The organism is Candidatus Methylomirabilis limnetica, from assembly GCF_003044035.1.
GTDB lineage: Bacteria > Methylomirabilota > Methylomirabilia > Methylomirabilales > Methylomirabilaceae > Methylomirabilis > Methylomirabilis limnetica.
Map to the genome: position 1 here is coordinate 127,223 of NZ_NVQC01000022.1, position 16,880 is coordinate 144,102.

Consider the following 16,880-nt stretch of genomic DNA (forward strand, 5'->3'; position numbering starts at 1 on the left):
GCCTCCCGCCTCACGCACCCATGGACGACGCTAGTCCGCTTTTCCAGGCCCTCTCGACCTCTTCAATGGAAAGGTCAAGCCCACACGTTGGGCCACTAAGCCTAAACCTTGTCCCCCCGACGGTTCCAAGACGCTGCACAGGAACCTGGTGCGCCTCAGCCATCTTCTCCAGCCTGGGCCAGTCGGACTCCTTCAGAGATACGACGATCCGGGATTGCGATTCCCCGAAGAGCAAGGCATCGGGGCGAATCGTTTCGCTGAGTATCACATCGACACCAATCGGCGTCCCCTGGCCGCCCAGGCACGCCTCTGCCAGCGCGACGGCTAGGCCCCCGTCCGAGCAGTCGTGCGCCGAGCGAATCATCCCACTACGAATTCCCTCGAGGCAGACACGTTGAACGTTTCGCTCCCTGGCCAGGTCAAGTGACGGCGGCTCACCCTGTACGAGGCCGAACCGGGTCGCGAGATATTCGCTTGCTCCCAGTTCTTCACGCGTCTCCCCCAAGAGCGCCACCAGATCCCCTTCGCTCTTGAACCACTGGCCTGTGGCATAGGCAACATCATCCAGGAGACCGACCACCCCTATTATGGGCGTAGGGAATATCGCGTTTCCCGATGTCTCATTATAGAGGCTTACGTTGCCACCGGTGACTGGGGTCTGTAGAGCCCGGCAGGCTTCGCCAATCCCCTTGACCGCCTCGACGAACTGCCACATGATCTCAGCGCGCTCCGGGCTGCCGAAGTTCAGGCAGTTGGTGATGGCGAGCGGCTCTCCGCCGGCGCAGACGACGTTTCTGGCCGCCTCAGCCACGGCGATCATCGCCCCCCGATACGGATCGAGGGCGCAGTAGCGGCTATTGCCGTCGGTAGAGAGCGCAATGGCACGTTTGCCGCCAGGTAGCCGCAGGACCACGGCATCCGACCCGGGCCCGACGATCGTGCCCAGGAACAGCATGTGGTCATATCGCTCCCAGATCCGTTCCTTGCAACAGAGGTTGGGCGACTGCAACAGTTCTAACAGTGCTGCAGCATAGTCGTCAGGCAATGGAATGGTCTGGAGGTCGAGGCGTCGCCGCTCATCGGCATCCTCGGGGCGAGCTATCGGCCGGTGATAGACGGGTGCCTCAGATGCTAGGGCACTAGCCGGGATCTCTGCAACCAGCCTTCCATGATCCAGGACCCGCAAGAGCCCCCCTTCGGTAACCTGCCCGATCACCGCCGCGTCGAGGTCCCATTTTTCGAATACCCCTCTGACCCGATCCTCGCTTCCTTTTTTCGCTACAACGAGCATCCGCTCCTGCGACTCTGAAAGCATCAGCTCATACGGGGTCATCTCCAGCTCTCGCCTGGGGACACTGGCGAGGTCCATCTCGATCCCGGTACCGCCGCGGCTGGCCATTTCGGCTGTCGCACAGGTCAATCCCGCAGCCCCCATATCCTGAACCGCGACTAGATCATCGCCCTCCATCAGCTCAAGACAGGCCTCAATCAGCAGCTTTTCACGAAACGGGTCACCAACCTGGACGGTCGGCCGCCGCGCTTCAGCCCCCTCGTCGAAGACGTCAGAGGCCATCGTCGCGCCATGGATGCCGTCGCGTCCGGTCTTGGCGCCGACATAGATAATCGGATTGCCGATCCCGCCAGCCCCGGCAAAAAAGAGCCGATCCTTTTTGGCAATCCCCACGCACATGACATTCACCAGCGGGTTGCTGCTATACGGCTCGGCGAAGTAGGCCTCTCCGCCTACAGTCGGCACGCCTACCGCATTCCCATATCCTGCGATTCCAGCGACCACGCTGCAGAACAGGTGGCGGTTCTTTGGGTCGGTCAGCGGACCAAAGCGGAGCGAATCACACAGCGCGATCGGTCTCGCGCCCATAGTGAAGATATCTCGGATGATCCCCCCCACACCCGTAGCAGCCCCCTGATACGGTTCGATGAAAGACGGGTGGTTATGACTTTCCATCTTGAAGACAAGGGCAAGGCCATCCCCGATATCAAGGATACCCGCGTTCTCCCCTGGCCCCTGGAGGACGCGTGGACCCTCCGTTGGAAGCGTAGCCAGATAGACTCGCGAACTTTTATAGCTGCAGTGTTCCGACCACATCGCGCCGAACATCCCCAGCTCAACCAGGTTCGGTTCACGACCGAGAATCGCCAGAATTCTGTCGTACTCCTCGACCGTCAGGCCGTGCGACTCTACAAGATCCGGGGAAATGACAGACACGGTCATAGCGGAAGCCTCAGATGCGGGTAAAGGTATCAAGGATCGACGCAAACATCAGGCAACCATCCTCAGAACCCAGGATCGGCTCGGCGGCTCGTTCCGGATGAGGCATTAAGCCAAGGACATTGCGACGCTCGTTGCAAACGCCGGCAATCTGGTCAAGCGACCCGTTCGGGTTTGCGTCCTTCGCGAGCGCTCCATTCGCATCACAATAGCGAAAGATGATCTGGTCGCCATCCACCAGCCTTCTCCAGCCCGCCTGGTCGATAAAGTACCGCCCATCGCCATGAGAGATCGGCATCCGCATCACCTGCCCGAGTGGTATGGTAGCCGTAAAGGGAGTCTGCCGGCTCTCCACCCTCAGGTGGACCCATCTGCACCGGTAGTGCAAGCAGTCGTTAGGTAGCAGTGCGCCAGGGAGCAGCCCTGCCTCAGTTAGGACCTGAAATCCGTTGCAGCTTCCCAGAACAAAGCCGCCGGCTTCCGCAAAGGCCGTCACCGCTCGCATGACGGGGGACAGTCGCGCGATAGCGCCGGCCCGCAGATAGTCACCATGGGCGAATCCTCCGGGGAGGATCACGCAATCCACGTCTTTGAGGTCAGCCTCTTTATGCCACAGGTAGCAGGCCTGCTCCTTCAGGACGTTCACGATGACATGGTAGAAGTCCTGCTGGCTCCAAGAACCAGGGAAGACTACAATGCCAAACTTCATCCCGCAGCCCCTTCCACCTCGACGCGGTAGTCTTCAATGACCGGGTTCGCAAGCAGCCGCCTGCACATCTCCTCAACCCGTGCAGCCGCCTCCTCCTTCGTAAGGCTATTCAGCGTCAGCACGATGAACTTTCCGATTCGTACGTCCGCCAGCCCCTCAAATCCCAGCGTCTCAAGAGCCGACTTTACCGTAGTCCCAGGAGCGTCGAGGACGTCCGGCTTCAAGGTAACGTAGATCTTAGCGATCAGCATATCATAGCCCCACACGAGCAAAGATGTCATCCAGATGCCGTAGATGATAGTCCAGGTCAAAGCAGTTTTCAACCTCGACAGGCGAAAGGTGCCGGCAAATCTCCGGATCGGCTAGCAGGAGCGGCTTGAACGGTTCATGCGACTCCCACGCCTTCATGGCATGTCGCTGTACCATCCGGTAGGCTTCTTCCCGGCTTAGCCCCTTGCCTATCAGTGCCAGTAACACCGCCTCCGAGAACACCAGACCCCCTGTCAGCTCCAGGTTATACCGCATTTGATCCGGATAGACCCGAAGACCCTCCATGACCTCCCGAAAGCGGACCAACAGGTAATCAAGCAAGATCGTCGCATCGGGGAGCACCACCCGTTCCACGGATGAGTGGCTGATGTCGCGCTCGTGCCATAACGGCACGTTCTCCAGACTCGCCTGGGCGTAACTTCGGAGCAGCCTGGCCAACCCGGATACCTGTTCACAGACGACCGGGTTGCGCTTGTGAGGCATGGCCGATGATCCCTTCTGTCCTTCGACAAACGGCTCCTCGACCTCACGTACCTCGGTTCGCTGCAGGTGGCGGATCTCGGTGGCGAACTTATCCAGGGAGGTCCCGATCAGGGCAAGCGTAAGCATAAATTCGGCGTGTCGATCCCTGGATAGAATCTGGCTGGAAATAGGTGCTGGCTTTAGCCCCAACCGAGTACAGACATACGCTTCCACAGATAGTGGAAGATGGGCGAAGGTCCCAACGGCGCCAGAGAGCTTGCCATAGGCCACGGTCTCCTTGGCCCGGCGGAGGCGATCGAGATTGCGCTCCACTTCGCTATACCAGAGCAGGAGCTTCAAACCAAAGGTCACTGGCTCGGCATGGATTCCATGCGTCCGTCCAACCATGATCGTTCGCTTGTGGCGTTGGGCGAGGTCAGCGATCACCAGGCGGAGCGCCTCCAGGTCTTCCAGCAAAATGTCGGCAGCCTGCTGAAGCTGTAACGCCAGGGCCGTGTCAACCACATCATAGGACGTCAGCCCGAAATGGAGATAGCGTGCCTCCGGGCCGACCCGCTCCGCCACCGCCGAGACAAAGGCGATGACATCGTGGCGAACCTCCCGTTCGATCTCTTGGATACGGTTAAGGTCGAAGCTGGCCCGCTCCTGGATCACGGCCAACGCCTCGCGCGGAACTACGCCCAGCTCGGCCCAGGCCTCGCTGGCTAACAGCTCGACTCGCAGCCAGGTGGCGTACCGGTTCTGTGGTTCCCACACGGAGGTCATTCGGGGGAGCGCATAGCGAGGAATCATCAGTTGTCCTCTCGCGTCTGTTGCGTTCATAGCGTCTATTGCGTATGTTGCGTCATTGCGTCCGTTGCGTATTACGCTATGGATGCGATAGACGCTATCGACGCCGCACGCTATGGACGCGATAGACGCTACAGAGAATGGTTGGCTAGATCGACTGTCAGGAGAGTAGGGCCGCTTGGGGAACAGGGCCGATAGAGGTGATGGCAAACGACTCGTCGCGCAACAGCCGTCTCGTCAGCGACTCGAACTGATCGGTGGACACCGCATCGATCCCCGCGATGATCTCATCCAGGTCATAGGTGCGATCGAAATAGATCTCGGACTTGGCAAGACGAGTCATTCGGCTACTCGTCCCCTCGAGACCGAGGAGCAGATTGCCCTTGAGCTGATCCTTCGCCTGTTGGAGACCACTGGGATCGACCGGCTGATTCCGCATGCGGGCGCATTCCGCCCGGATCAGGTCGACGACCTGGCCTGAGGACTCCGGACTGGTCCCGGCATAAATGACCAGCAGACCGCAATCGCGATAGGCGGCCTGGTAAGAGTAAATCGAATACGCCAAACCTCGTTTTTCGCGAATCTCCTGGAAGAGCCGAGAACTCATGCTGCCACCCAGCATGGCGTTCAACAGGTAGAGGGCATAGCGATCATGGTGGGCATACGGTAAGGCATCCATGCCGAGACACAGGTGGAGCTGGGCCGTATCGCGCTCCTCCACCCTGACCGCCGCGCTGGAAGACGGTGGTGGAGGATCGGCGTGAACGGTTCGGCCTTCAAAACCGTCGAATGCCCGCGCCACCAGATCCACCAACTGCTCGTGATCCAGATCACCGGCTGCAGCTATCACGGTTCGATCGGGACGGTAGAAGCGACCCATGTGGCGGCGGATATCGTCTTGCGTGATGAGACAGACCGTCTCCTTCCGCCCCAGGATCGGTCTGGCTACCGGGTGATCACCCCAGATCGCTTCGGCAAAGAGGTCGTGAACCAAGTCGTCAGGAGTGTCCTCCACCATCTTGATCTCCTGAAGAACGACCTGCTGTTCCCGCTCAATATCTTTGGGATCGAGGCGAGAATGGAGGAAGGTGTCGGCCAGAATATCGATACCCAGGGGCAGGTGCTCACCTAGGACCTTGGCAAAGAAACAGGTACCCTCGCGACTCGTGGAGGCGTCGTGCGTACCACCAATGGCGTCAATCGCCCTGGCGATCTCCTGCGCGCTACGCCGCTCCGTCCCCTTGAAGAGCATATGCTCGATGAAGTGGGAGATGCCGGCTACATCGGAAGCCTCATCCCGAGATCCAACCTTCACCCACACGCCGATCGAGACCGACTTGACAGCAGGCATCTGCTCGCTGAGGACGACCATCCCGCTTGGCAACACCTGGCGGTTGTAGGAGAAACGGGCCATCGGTCAGGAGGACCTCTGCTCAGCCTTGAGTTGCCCCCCCGATTCCATCGCCTCTTTCCGACTCAACCGGATCTTGCCGCTCTTGTCGATGTCGATAACTTTTACCATGACCTCTTCCCCATTCGACAAGACGTCTTCGACCTTCATCACCCGTTCAGCGGAGATTTGAGAGATATGCAGAAGACCATCGGTACCAGGAAGAATCTGGACGAAGGCACCAAAGTCCATGATCTTGACTACCTTCCCTCGATAGACCCTGCCAACCTCAGGAACCTCGACAATCCTGCTGATGATCGCCAACGCCTTCTGCGCTGCCTGTTCGTCAACAGAGGCGATCTCGATCCGCCCATCGTCCGAGACATCGATCTTCGCCCCGGATTCTGCCACAATCCCGCGGATCACCTTGCCACCAGGACCAATGACATCACGGATCTTGTCTACCGGAATCATAATCGTGAGGATGCGCGGGGCATACGCTGACATATTCACCCTTGGCTCTGCAAGGGCGCGGTCCATCTGATCCAGGATGTGGAGTCGGGCGCGCTTGGCCTGACCCAGAGCCTTCGGCATGAGGCTAGGGCTGATGCCTTGGGTCTTGATATCCAATTGCAGCGCGGTGATCCCTTGCCGGGTACCGGCCACCTTAAAGTCCATATCGCCAAGGTGATCCTCAAGCCCGATGATATCGGTGAGAATAGCCGTCTGCTCATTTTCCATGACGAGCCCCATTGCGACCCCAGCCACCGCTGACCGGATCGGAACCCCGGCATCCATTAAGCTGAGGCTCGCACCGCAGACCGTAGCCATGGAAGACGACCCATTCGACTCGAGGATATCTGAGACAATCCGAAGCGTATACGCAAACTCCTCCTTCGTCGGCAGCACCGAGAGAAGAGCCCGCTCGGCAAGGGCCCCGTGCCCGATCTCTCGCCGACCAGGTCCGCGCATAAACTTGACCTCGCCGACGCTGAAGGGTGGAAAATTGTAATGGAGCATAAACCGTTTCTTACCCTCTCCTTCGAGAGTATCCATGCGCTGTTCATCTTGCGAGGTGCCGAGCGTGGTGGTCACGAGGGCTTGCGTCTGACCCCTGGTGAAGAGGGCCGATCCGTGAGTCCTTGGCAGGACTCCGACCTCGGTGGTGATCGGCCGGACGTCCTCAAGCGACCTTCCGTCCGATCGCTTCCCATCTTCCAGGATCATTCGGCGCAACTCCTCGTGCTCGATCTGCTCGAACAGCCTCTTGACGGCGACCTTCCGATCATCCGGATCAGCGCTAAACTGGCCCATAACCTCGTCAAGGAGCGCCTGCCGACGGCTGCGCTGCTCCTCCTTCTCGGCGATCCCGGTCAGGGTCCGAAGCCCTTGGCGAGCCAGGTGATTCACGCGCTCACCCAGCTCAGGATCTACGGGAGGAACCCTGAAGGGCGCCTTTTCAACCCGAAGCTCTTTCGCCAGCTCCAGCGTCATGTCGATCATGGACTGGATCCCCTTATGGCCAAATTCGATCACCTCGACCATCACCTCTTCAGTGACCTCAGTAGCTCCAGCCTCAAGCATCACTATCGCGCTTCTGGTCCCCGCTACCACCACATCGATGTCAGATTCTTCCATCTGGATGTACGTTGGATTGAGAACCAGCTTGCCACCCACCCGGCCTACCCGGACTGCACCGACCGGCCCGAGGAACGGAATAGGCGATATGGTGAGAGCGGCAGAGGCGCCCAACACCGCCAGGACGTCAGGGTCGTTGTCCTGGTCAGCCGAGAGAACCGTGGCGATAATCTGGACATCGTGTCGATAGCCATCCGGGAAGAGCGGACGGAGTGGGCGATCGATGAGGCGCGAGGTCAGCGTCTCCTTCTCATGGGGACGGCCCTCTCGCTTAAAGAAGCCGCCAGGGATTTTACCTGCCGCATACGCCCGTTCCTGGTAATCGACAGTAAGCGGAAAGAAATCGATCCCCTGCCGCATCTGCTTCGACGCCACCGCTGTGACAAGAACGACCGTGTCGCCGTACCGGACCAACACTGCGCCATCGGCCTGCCTGGCCACGCGCCCGGCCTCGATACTCAACGATTTCCCTTCGATGATTTGCTCGACACGACAACTCATTTACGAATTCCCAACCTTTCGATGATCTGTTTGTACCGGCTCGCATCTTTGCTCCTGAGGTAATCCAAGAGCTTCCTGCGCCGGGCAACGAGGCGGAGCAGCCCTCGCCGAGAGTGATGGTCCTTCTTGTGGCCATTCAGATGGTCGGTCAAATACCCTATTCGTCCGGTAAGGAGCGCGATCTGCACATCCGGAGAGCCGGAGTCGCTATCATGAAGCCGATACTGCCCAATGACCTCTTGCTTATTTACGGATGCCTTGACCACCAAGCTATGTCCTCCTTTCTTCTTGAGTAGATACCAACATTCGCACGGACGGTATCATACGCCTTTAGGGTAGTAAAGTCCAATCTTCCGGAGAAAACCGCGGGAAGGCAGCAAACACCGCATCCGCCTGCCGCTTGTCGCTGTCGATCTGTTGCCGGAGTAGTGACGGGCTCTCAAAGCGTCGCTCGTCACGTAGGCGTTCGAGAAAGAAGAGCGTGAGTGTCTCCCCGTACAACTCCTCCTCTACCTCAAGCAGGTGGACCTCCACTCGACGCGCCTCACCACCAAAGGTCGGAGCACTCCCGACATTGACAAGCGCCTTATGTAATCCCTGCTTCAACCACGCCTGGCCACCGTATACGCCATCCGGAATGAGCAGATCAGCCGTAGCGGGTAAGTTCGCTGTCGGATACCCCAGCCCTTTTCCCCGTTCGGCGCCATGCTCGACGTGTCCGCGGATCGCGTAGGGCCGCCCTAAATAGCGCGCAGCCTGCCGCAAATCCCCCGCCGCCAGTAAGGCGCGGATGAGCGTGGAGCTGACGACCTGGCCGTCTACTGCCATCGCAGACACTACATCGAGCCCGAACTGATGCTCTTCTCCAAGCTTCCTGAGCACCTCTGGAGAGCCGGCTCTGGCATTACCGAAGGCAAAATCGTACCCGACACAGACAAACCGTGCCCGCAGCCGATCAACCAGGTAGGTCTTTACGAAATCGCGCGGCGAGGTAGCAGCAAGGCCCGGGGTAAAGGTAGCTGCGATCATCAGATCGACGCCAAGAGCGGCAATGATGTCCCGCTTGATTGAGAGCGGGGTGATGAGGGGCGGGGCCTTTGAAGGATCCACCACCTCTAACGGATGCCGCGCGAAGGTGAAGACAACCGCTGTTCCCTCTTCCTGGCGAGCCCGCTGTACCACACGCTTAAGGATCTCACGATGCCCGCGATGGACCCCGTCGAACGTCCCGACCGCCACCGCAGGAGAGGGATAGTCGTCCCCCAGCTCTTCGATCTGCTCAATAACAATCATTACCCGGCAAGGACCCGTACCGGCTTCAGGACAATCCGGCGCGGGTCGATTGTGGCGAACTCCCGGCCGGCAACCGTCACCTCAGCGAGCGAAAGGAGCTGGCGACGATACCCCAAGACTCGGACGAGATCGCCCTTCTCTACCTCCATGGGGAAACTGAGCAGCGCGCCAGCCGCCATTCCGCTTCCCTGGACGACCCATCGAGAGGATTCTGGATGAACACGGACAGCGGGGAGATGCCCCAGCGCCTCCCCGATGGGGAGCAGTACTTCCAGGATGCGACCCTCCACAACGATCTGCTCGAACTGCTGTAGCGTCAGTGCGTCCTCAACCAGGAAGCGACCCGACCGGACGCGAGTCAACGCATACAGGTGTGCGCCGCACCCGAGGACTTGACCAATATCATCGCACAGGCTGCGGGCATACGTTCCCTTAGAACAACTGACCTGGAATCGGACGAAGGGCAGGTCAATCTCCAGGAGCTTGAGCTCGTGGATCCGCACCGTGATCGGCTGCCGTTCGACTGTTTCGCCACGCCGAGCCAGGCGATATAGGCGCTCCCCGTGATGCTTCTTCGCGGAGAAGAGTGGCGGCACCTGCTGGATCTCGCCAACAAATCGATTCAGGACGTCCGGCAAATCAGCAGGATCTACGCTGATATTGTCCGTCTCAGACAGCACCTTCCCATCAGCATCCAAGGTGTCGGTGGTGATCCCCAGCCGCATCGTAATCAGGTACTCCTTATCGGCCTGGGTAAGAAATTGCGCAATTCGGGTCGCGCGCCCAACGCAGAGCGGCAGAACGCCGGTAGCCCTCGGGTCGAGCGTGCCGGTATGGCCAATGCGACGCATCTTCAGAAGACGCCGCGCCACGTCCACCACATCATGGGAGGTCATCCCCCCAGGCTTATTGATGTTAAGAACCCCGCTGAGTTCCATCACATGTACCAGAAACTACTTGGAGATGATCGGTTCACGGCCTGACTCTCGTTTTCTAGCCCTCAGATGTTCGACGGTCTCCCATGGCACCTCGACCCCTCCCAGCTCGGCATCCGCAACAACCCCACCTCCGTGAAAATCGCTTCCCCCGGTGGGCACGAGCCGATGCTGCCCGGCGACGGCGAGCAGGGACGCTGTGATTTCCGAGGTATACCCCTTGTAGTAGACCTCGATCCCCTCCAAGCCCGCCTCCATCATCATCGGCAGCAGTCGCGATAGATCCAGATGGTAATCGCTTGCCCCCACGATGATCGGGTGCGCCAGCGAAGATACACCGTGAGCCTCCCTGATCAGGCTAACCGCCTCCTGTGGAGGGAGCTTCGGACCCTCAACATAGCCAGGACCCCCTCGTTTCAGAAAACGCGAGAACGCCTCATTCACCGACGCAACGTAGCCACGCTCTAAAAGGGCCATCGCAATATGTGGCCGTCCAACCGATCCCCCATCCGCGATGGCCATTACACGGTCCCACTCTAGCGGACACCTGAGTGCGCCTAACCGCTCGACCATGGCTTTGGCCTGAGCGAGTCTATCCTCCTGCAATCGACGGAGGGCCTTTTGCAGGAACGGGTCGTCCGCGTCGAGCAAGTAACCCAGGATATGGAGCTCGTCGCCGTCCAGGCTTGTGCTGATCTCGATCCCCGGAATCACCTCGATTGCCAGACCTGATGCGGCCGCTTGCGCCTCGGCGATCCCATCTACGCTATCGTGGTCGGTTACGGCCATGATGCGGATCCCAATCAGGTCGGCGGCCTTCACCAGCTCTTCCGGCCGAAGCGCACCGTCGGAGGCCTTCGTGTGAAGGTGCAGATCGACACGACTCGCCATCGTCATTGCTCCTTAGTTCCGGTAGCCTCGATCTGCCGGAACAGCTTATCCAAGTGCAGCTCCTGCTCCAGCGAATCATCAAGCGAGAAGAGAATTTCCGGGACATAGCGAAGTGTAAGCCTCCGCCCTAGCTCTCCACGGAGAAAACCAGCCGCACGCTTTAGGCCGATCAGCGACTCCTGGCGCTGCTTCTCCTCGCCTTTGATCGAAGCGATATAGACCACCGCTTGTCGTAAGTCATCGGTCACACTGACACGGGTAACCGCTACAAAACCAATCCTCGGATCCTTCACTGACTGCAGGATCAGACGACTGATCTCTTCCTGTATCAGGGTACTCACGCGGTCGGCACGCCTGCCTTGCATTATCATCCCCTCAACAACCAAGAGGTCGGGAGCATCAATAGGCCATCAGATCGATTTCGTAATCGAGAATCAGGGCGTCGGCGTCAGTCTCAATGAGGTTCACCACTTTGGCCAGGGTCTCATCTACCAATCGAGAATTATTACTGACGCAGACGATCCCAAGCGTGGCGCGTTGCCATTCATCAAGACGATCTACCTCGGCAACGGAGACATTGAAGCGGCCTCGAATACGATCCTTGAGACTCTTGACAACCCGCCGCTTACCCTTGAGGGAGCTGTTTCCAGCCAGACGCAGCTCAACGCGGCACGTTCCAACGGTCATGGGCAAAAAGGTTCAAGGTTCAACGTGCAAAGTTCAACGTTCGATGTTCAAGGTTCGATGTTCGATGTTCAAGGTTTCAGATTCTTACCACTCTTAAACTTTGCACGTTGAACTTTGAACTTTGAACGTTGAACTTTTCAACATCTTTTAAAGTTTCTGGGCTACCGATTCAAGGTCGAACACTTCCAGGATATCGCCAAGTTTGACGTCATTGAAGTTCATCAGGCCGACGCCGCACTCAAACCCGCTCTGCACCTCTCGGGCATCCTCCTTGAAGCGGCGAAGTGACCCAACTCGCCCCTTGTGGACTACCTTGCCATCCCGAATAAGGCGGACCTGACTATCTCTACAGACCTTACCCTCCACAACGTATGCGCCGGCTATGGCTCCAATTTTAGGCACAGTAAAGACCTGGCGAACCTCTACGCGACCAATCGATCGCTCGATATATTTGGGATCCAGTAGCCCCTCCATCGCCTGCCGGATCTCGTTGATGGCATTGTAGATTACGGTGTAGAGCCGAATCTCGACGCCTTCCAGCTCAGCCAGCTTCTGGGTCTTTGACTCAGGACGCACGTTGAATCCTACAATGACAGCGTTGGAGGCTGACGCCAGCATCACGTCAGTTTCGTTGATGGCGCCCACCGACGCGTGGATCACCTTCAACCTGACCGCCTCGGTGCTAATCCGCTCCAGCGATTCGCGAAGCGGCCCAACGGAGCCCTGGACGTCCCCCTTGATAATCATCCGAAGTTCTTTGACTTCACCCTCCCGGATGCGACGGTGCAAATCCTCCAGGGTCATGCGGTGCTTCGAACCGATCCTCTCCTCGCGATGTTTCTGCTGTCGGCTGATGGCGATCAGTCGTCCCTTCCGCTCGTCGGACACCACAACAAACGTATCTCCGGCCATGGGGATGCCCGAAAGACCCAGTACCTCCACCGGGGTCGCGGGCCCGGCCATCTGAACCTTTTTTCTCGTCTCATTGTTCATAGCCCGCACCCGACCCGAATGCAATCCGGCGACGATCACGTCCCCCACATTCAGGGTCCCATTCTGCACCAACACTGTCGCGACTGGTCCCCGACTACGATCCAGTTCGGCCTCAATGATGACACCCTTCGCTGCCCTGTGCGGGTTCGCTCTCAGCTCCTGAACCTCGGCCAGCAGAAGCAGCATCTCGAGAAGGTGGTCTATACCCTCCTTCTTTTTGGCCGAGACCTCCACATAGACCGTCTGCCCTCCCCAATCTTCCGGGACCAGACCGTAATCCGCCATCTGTTGCCTGGCACGGTTCGAATCGGCGCCGGGCTTATCGATCTTGTTAATCGCGACCAGGATCGGAACGCCTGCATCCTTGGCGTGGTTAATCGCCTCCACGGTCTGGGGCATCACCCCGTCATCGGCCGCCACTACCAGGACCACGATATCGGTCGCCTGCGCCCCACGCGCCCGCATGGCGGTAAACGCCTCGTGGCCCGGCGTGTCCAGGAACGTGATCTTGCCACCCGGCAGATCGACTTGATAGGCGCCGATGTGTTGGGTAATCCCACCTGCCTCCGAGGCCATGACATTGGTCTGCCGGATCGCATCCAGCAGGGAGGTTTTGCCGTGATCGACATGACCCATGATCGTAACCACCGCAGGCCTGGGTAGGAGCAACGAAAGGTCCTCAAGCTCCCTCGCCCCGGCCGCAGTCTCTTCCAGGGGCGTCACTTCCACTAAGAATCCTAGCTTATCGGCCGCGCCCTTGACCACATCCACATCGAGCGGCTGGTTAATAGTGGCAATGATCCCCATCTTAATCAACTGCTTGATGAGCTCGCTAGGGCTCATCGCGATCGTCTCCGCTAGCTCCTTCACGGTGATCGTCTCCGCAATCTTGACTATCGGGCGTAGCGGAGGAATGGGCTCGCGCTCGGACTGCGCTACCTGGACCTGAGGTTTCAGCGCTGGTGGGATCACGGTCACCCTCTGCCCTGGAGCGGAGGTAGGCGGAGGTGGCGTTGGAGTCTGGGATGGCTCCCTTTTCAAGCCGGCTGTCGCTACCGGGCTTTCGCGAAGAGGCTCTAACGGTACAGAGGGCGGCTGTTCGAGAACTGCTGTTCCCTTAGAGGGCTGTAGGGCAGAGACAACCTTGGGCTTCTGGGGTTCCTTTTGCTCAAGCGAGCTCGATTTTAAAACTGGCCCTACCTCTTCGATTATTGGCTTGGCCTTGGCCGGTGCCTTTGTCTCGACAAGCCCGGATCGAGCGGGCTTGTCAGCTGAGATCTTGGTCGTTGTTGTCGGCACGTCAGCCTTTCCTGCCGCGGGACGTTGGCTTTCCACGGGCTTGGCGTGAACCGCCTGATCTGAAGGAGACGTCTCCAGCGGTTTGGGCTTAGGACGACTTTTCTTCTGAGCCGGTGCGGCTGTCAGGAGCGACCTCACATGGTCCTCATCCACGTTGCTGCTATGGCTCTTGAGTTGCAAGCCAGACCCCTCAAGCCGGTCAATGAGCTCTTTGCTTGACATGCCGAGGACTTTCGCTAGATCGTAAACCCTCATCATTCCCACTCCGGATCACCCCCCCCAGACCTTCCGAGGCTCAGCCCTGCCCCCCAAATCGGCGGCCTGACCATGCGGCCTCTCTCGTTTCCATCTCCACCGGTATCTTTTCCAGAACTGACATCACCGCCCCTGCAAAGCACGGATCCGTCACAGCGACGCACGCTCGAGGGGCCCCTCCGAGAGCGGCCCCTAACTCCTCCTTACCCATGGCCTGCCTCCATGCGATGCCAACCTCTGCGGCCATGGTCCGCAACTTCGAAACCGAGTTCGCCGATGCGTCTACCGCACTCAGGATCAACCGGGCTGTATGGCGCTTCACGGCCGATTCCACCGCCTCTGTGCCTGAGGCGACCTTGCGGGCTCGGCGCGCAAGCCCAAGAAGAGCAGCCACCTTGCGCAAGACACGTTCTCGGATCAGCCCCTCAAGGGCCTGCACTGTCATCGGTTCGAGCGTCACCTTCAGACAGCGCGCAAACTCATCTCTTTTTACCGCCTGCTCCAGGCATATGTGGAGCGGGCAGACATACACCCCGCGTCCAGCTCCCCCGCCCAGATCCACGCCCAGCCTCCCGCCTGGCACAAGATGTACGCGAACAAGATCCCTCTTCGGCCGGCTCGTACGGCAGGCTACGCAAGAGCGCAGGAGCTGAGAGACCACCTATCCTGCATCCCTCGAAGCGAGGGCGGCTTTCGCAACCTCGATCAATTTCCGGGCTGTCTTCGGGCCAACCCCCTCTACCTGGACCAGGACTTCTTCCGATGCATGAGCCAACTTCTGGTAACTGTCCAGGCCAGCCTCGATCAGGCGATCAGCTAATTTTTCCCCTACGCCAGGCAAATCCGCTAGTCGCATAGGAACAGGAGGAGGACTCTCCGCCACCGACACTGCGGCCTCGAGCTCTGGCATGATCTGCTCTGCCAACTGTTTCTGAATCTCGCCCCGGCCCTTGACATCCACTTTCCATCCTACCAGCTTCGCCGCCAGACGAGCGTTCTGTCCCCGTTTCCCAATAGCCAGAGAGAGCTGACCGTCAGCTACGAGCACCTTGAGGGTGTGCGTCTCATGAGCAACTTCGACGCTCTCAACCTCGGCTGGGGCAAGCGCACTCCGGACGAAGGAAGCCGGGTCGTCCTTCCAGGCGATCACGTCGATCTTTTCACCCATCAGCTCTCTGACGATAGCCTGAACTCGACTGCCACGATATCCAACGCAGGCCCCCACCGGATCCACATTGCTGTCCCGTGAGGCCACAGCCACCTTGGCTCGTTCGCCCGCATCGCGGGCCACCGCCTTGATTTCAACGATCCCCTCGTAGATCTCGGGAACCTCGATCTCGAGCAGCTTGGCCAAGAGACCGGGATGCGTTCGTGAAAGGACAATCTGGGATCCCCTTGGTAATTTCTTCACATCCAGAACATACGCCCGAACGCGATCGCCAGTCCTGTGATCTTCGCGGGGAAGCTGCTCTCTGGGGGGAATAATTGCCTCAGCCTTCCCGAGATTGACTATGACGTTGCCCTTTACAACTCGCTGTACGACGCCACCCACCATTTCACCCACTCTGGCCTTAAAAGCCTGAAACACACTCTCCCGTTCGGCCTCTCTGACCCGCTGGATGATGACCTGTTTCGCTGTTTGGGCAGCAATCCGTCCGAACTCTTTTGCCTTCATCTCAGTCTTGATCTCATCGCCAAGTTGGGCCCCAGGGCTTATCAATTGGGCCTCATCGATGGAGATCTCGACATGGGGATTCAGAACCTCCTCGGCAACCTTTCGCACTGCGTACAGCGTAAAGCAACGAGCCCGTTGATCAAACTCCACGCGTAGATCAAGGGCGGCTCCAAGGGTCTTGCGGGACGCGGAGAGGATCGCCGCGCTGACAGCCTCAATCAGAACTGCCGAATCTATCTCTTTCTCGCGTCCGACTTGTTCTATAACCTGCAGTAAATCGATGCCCATTAGTCTCACACCAGGGTTTAGGGAAGAGCTAAATGCCTTCCTATTTTCTATACCCTATACCCTGAACCCTATACCCTGCTCTTTACAGGATCGGGTCCAGTCGGGACTTCACAATCAGCGCATAAGGGATAAGGGCAATCGTACCATCCTCCCGTTCCAGCAATATCCGTTCCTCCTCGTACCCCCTCAGGATGCCAAGAAACCGTCGTTGACCGGCAACGGCCGATGAGGTACTTATCCTCGCCCGTTGGCCCACGAAGCGAAGAAAATCCGACTCTAAGCGGAGTGGCCGGTACAAACCAGGAGAGGAGACTTCGAGTGAGTAGGGATGACCGATAAGATCCTCTATGTCGAGAAGGTCGCTCAGCTCTTCGCTCACTCGTTGGCAATCCCCCAAGACCACCCCACCAGGCTTGTCGATGTAGAGGCGGAGGATCCATCCGTTTGCTTCTCGACGGAACTCAACGTCTACAAGCTCCAGCCCCAACTCCATGAAGAGCGGAATGGCGATCGTTCTAACCCGCTCTACGACCTCCCCAGTCATATAACAACAC

General features: G+C 58.8%; 16 protein-coding genes. All 16 read right to left on the reverse strand.

Going from position 1 to position 16,880, the window contains the following annotated elements; all coding sequences use genetic code 11:
• Positions 1 to 10: 10 nt before the first annotated feature.
• Positions 11 to 2,233 (reverse strand): phosphoribosylformylglycinamidine synthase subunit PurL, encoded by a 2,223-nt coding sequence (purL, locus tag CLG94_RS07890; protein ID WP_107562385.1) that lies wholly within the window; start codon positions 2,231 to 2,233, stop codon positions 11 to 13.
• Between the two features lie 10 nt (positions 2,234 to 2,243).
• Entirely contained in the window at positions 2,244 to 2,939 is a 696-nt protein-coding gene (purQ, locus tag CLG94_RS07895; protein ID WP_107562387.1) for a phosphoribosylformylglycinamidine synthase subunit PurQ, read from the reverse strand.
• Positions 2,936 to 3,190 carry a phosphoribosylformylglycinamidine synthase subunit PurS gene (purS, locus tag CLG94_RS07900; RefSeq protein ID WP_107562389.1) on the reverse strand — a complete coding sequence of 85 codons (255 nt, stop codon included), beginning with the start codon at positions 3,188 to 3,190 and terminating at the stop codon, positions 2,936 to 2,938. The genes purQ and purS overlap by 4 nt, the downstream gene beginning before the upstream one ends.
• A gap of 1 nt (position 3,191) precedes the next feature.
• On the reverse strand, positions 3,192 to 4,484 hold the full coding sequence (gene purB, locus CLG94_RS07905; protein WP_107562391.1) for an adenylosuccinate lyase: 1,293 nt from the start codon (positions 4,482 to 4,484) through the stop codon (positions 3,192 to 3,194).
• 157 nt (positions 4,485 to 4,641) lie between these two features.
• Positions 4,642 to 5,895: a M16 family metallopeptidase gene (locus CLG94_RS07910; protein ID WP_107562393.1), complete on the reverse strand. Its 1,254-nt coding sequence runs from the start codon at positions 5,893 to 5,895 to the stop codon at positions 4,642 to 4,644.
• Positions 5,896 to 5,898: 3 nt separating this feature from the next.
• Complete coding sequence (gene pnp, locus CLG94_RS07915) at positions 5,899 to 8,010, reverse strand: polyribonucleotide nucleotidyltransferase (RefSeq protein ID WP_107562395.1); 2,112 nt, start codon at positions 8,008 to 8,010, stop codon at positions 5,899 to 5,901.
• The gene (gene rpsO, locus CLG94_RS07920) at positions 8,007 to 8,276 is read right to left on the reverse strand and encodes a 30S ribosomal protein S15 (RefSeq protein WP_107562830.1); all 270 of its coding nucleotides are present in this window, start codon (positions 8,274 to 8,276) and stop codon (positions 8,007 to 8,009) included. The genes pnp and rpsO overlap by 4 nt, the downstream gene beginning before the upstream one ends.
• Positions 8,277 to 8,340: 64 nt before the next feature.
• Positions 8,341 to 9,303, reverse strand: a complete 963-nt coding sequence (locus CLG94_RS07925) for a bifunctional riboflavin kinase/FAD synthetase (protein ID WP_107562397.1) — start codon at positions 9,301 to 9,303, stop codon at positions 8,341 to 8,343.
• A complete protein-coding gene (gene truB, locus CLG94_RS07930) occupies positions 9,303 to 10,241 on the reverse strand; it encodes a tRNA pseudouridine(55) synthase TruB (protein WP_107562399.1) in 939 nt (312 codons plus the stop codon). The genes CLG94_RS07925 and truB overlap by 1 nt, the downstream gene beginning before the upstream one ends.
• A 15-nt stretch (positions 10,242 to 10,256) precedes the next feature.
• Positions 10,257 to 11,129, reverse strand: coding sequence for a PHP domain-containing protein (locus CLG94_RS07935; RefSeq protein WP_161954088.1), 873 nt, complete (start codon positions 11,127 to 11,129; stop codon positions 10,257 to 10,259).
• Between the two features lie 2 nt (positions 11,130 to 11,131).
• Positions 11,132 to 11,494 carry a 30S ribosome-binding factor RbfA gene (gene rbfA / locus CLG94_RS07940; protein WP_193450643.1) on the reverse strand — a complete coding sequence of 121 codons (363 nt, stop codon included), beginning with the start codon at positions 11,492 to 11,494 and terminating at the stop codon, positions 11,132 to 11,134.
• Positions 11,495 to 11,528: 34 nt separating this feature from the next.
• Positions 11,529 to 11,816 (reverse strand): DUF503 domain-containing protein, encoded by a 288-nt coding sequence (locus CLG94_RS07945; RefSeq protein WP_107562404.1) that lies wholly within the window; start codon positions 11,814 to 11,816, stop codon positions 11,529 to 11,531.
• 147 nt (positions 11,817 to 11,963) lie between these two features.
• A complete protein-coding gene (infB, locus tag CLG94_RS07950; RefSeq protein ID WP_107562406.1) occupies positions 11,964 to 14,366 on the reverse strand; it encodes a translation initiation factor IF-2 in 2,403 nt (800 codons plus the stop codon).
• Positions 14,367 to 14,403: 37 nt separating this feature from the next.
• Positions 14,404 to 15,024 carry a DUF448 domain-containing protein gene (locus CLG94_RS07955; RefSeq protein WP_107562408.1) on the reverse strand — a complete coding sequence of 207 codons (621 nt, stop codon included), beginning with the start codon at positions 15,022 to 15,024 and terminating at the stop codon, positions 14,404 to 14,406.
• Positions 15,025 to 16,326, reverse strand: coding sequence for a transcription termination factor NusA (gene nusA, locus CLG94_RS07960; RefSeq protein ID WP_107562410.1), 1,302 nt, complete (start codon positions 16,324 to 16,326; stop codon positions 15,025 to 15,027).
• Between the two features lie 82 nt (positions 16,327 to 16,408).
• Positions 16,409 to 16,870, reverse strand: a complete 462-nt coding sequence (gene rimP, locus CLG94_RS07965) for a ribosome maturation factor RimP (protein ID WP_107562412.1) — start codon at positions 16,868 to 16,870, stop codon at positions 16,409 to 16,411.
• Positions 16,871 to 16,880: the final 10 nt, after the last annotated feature.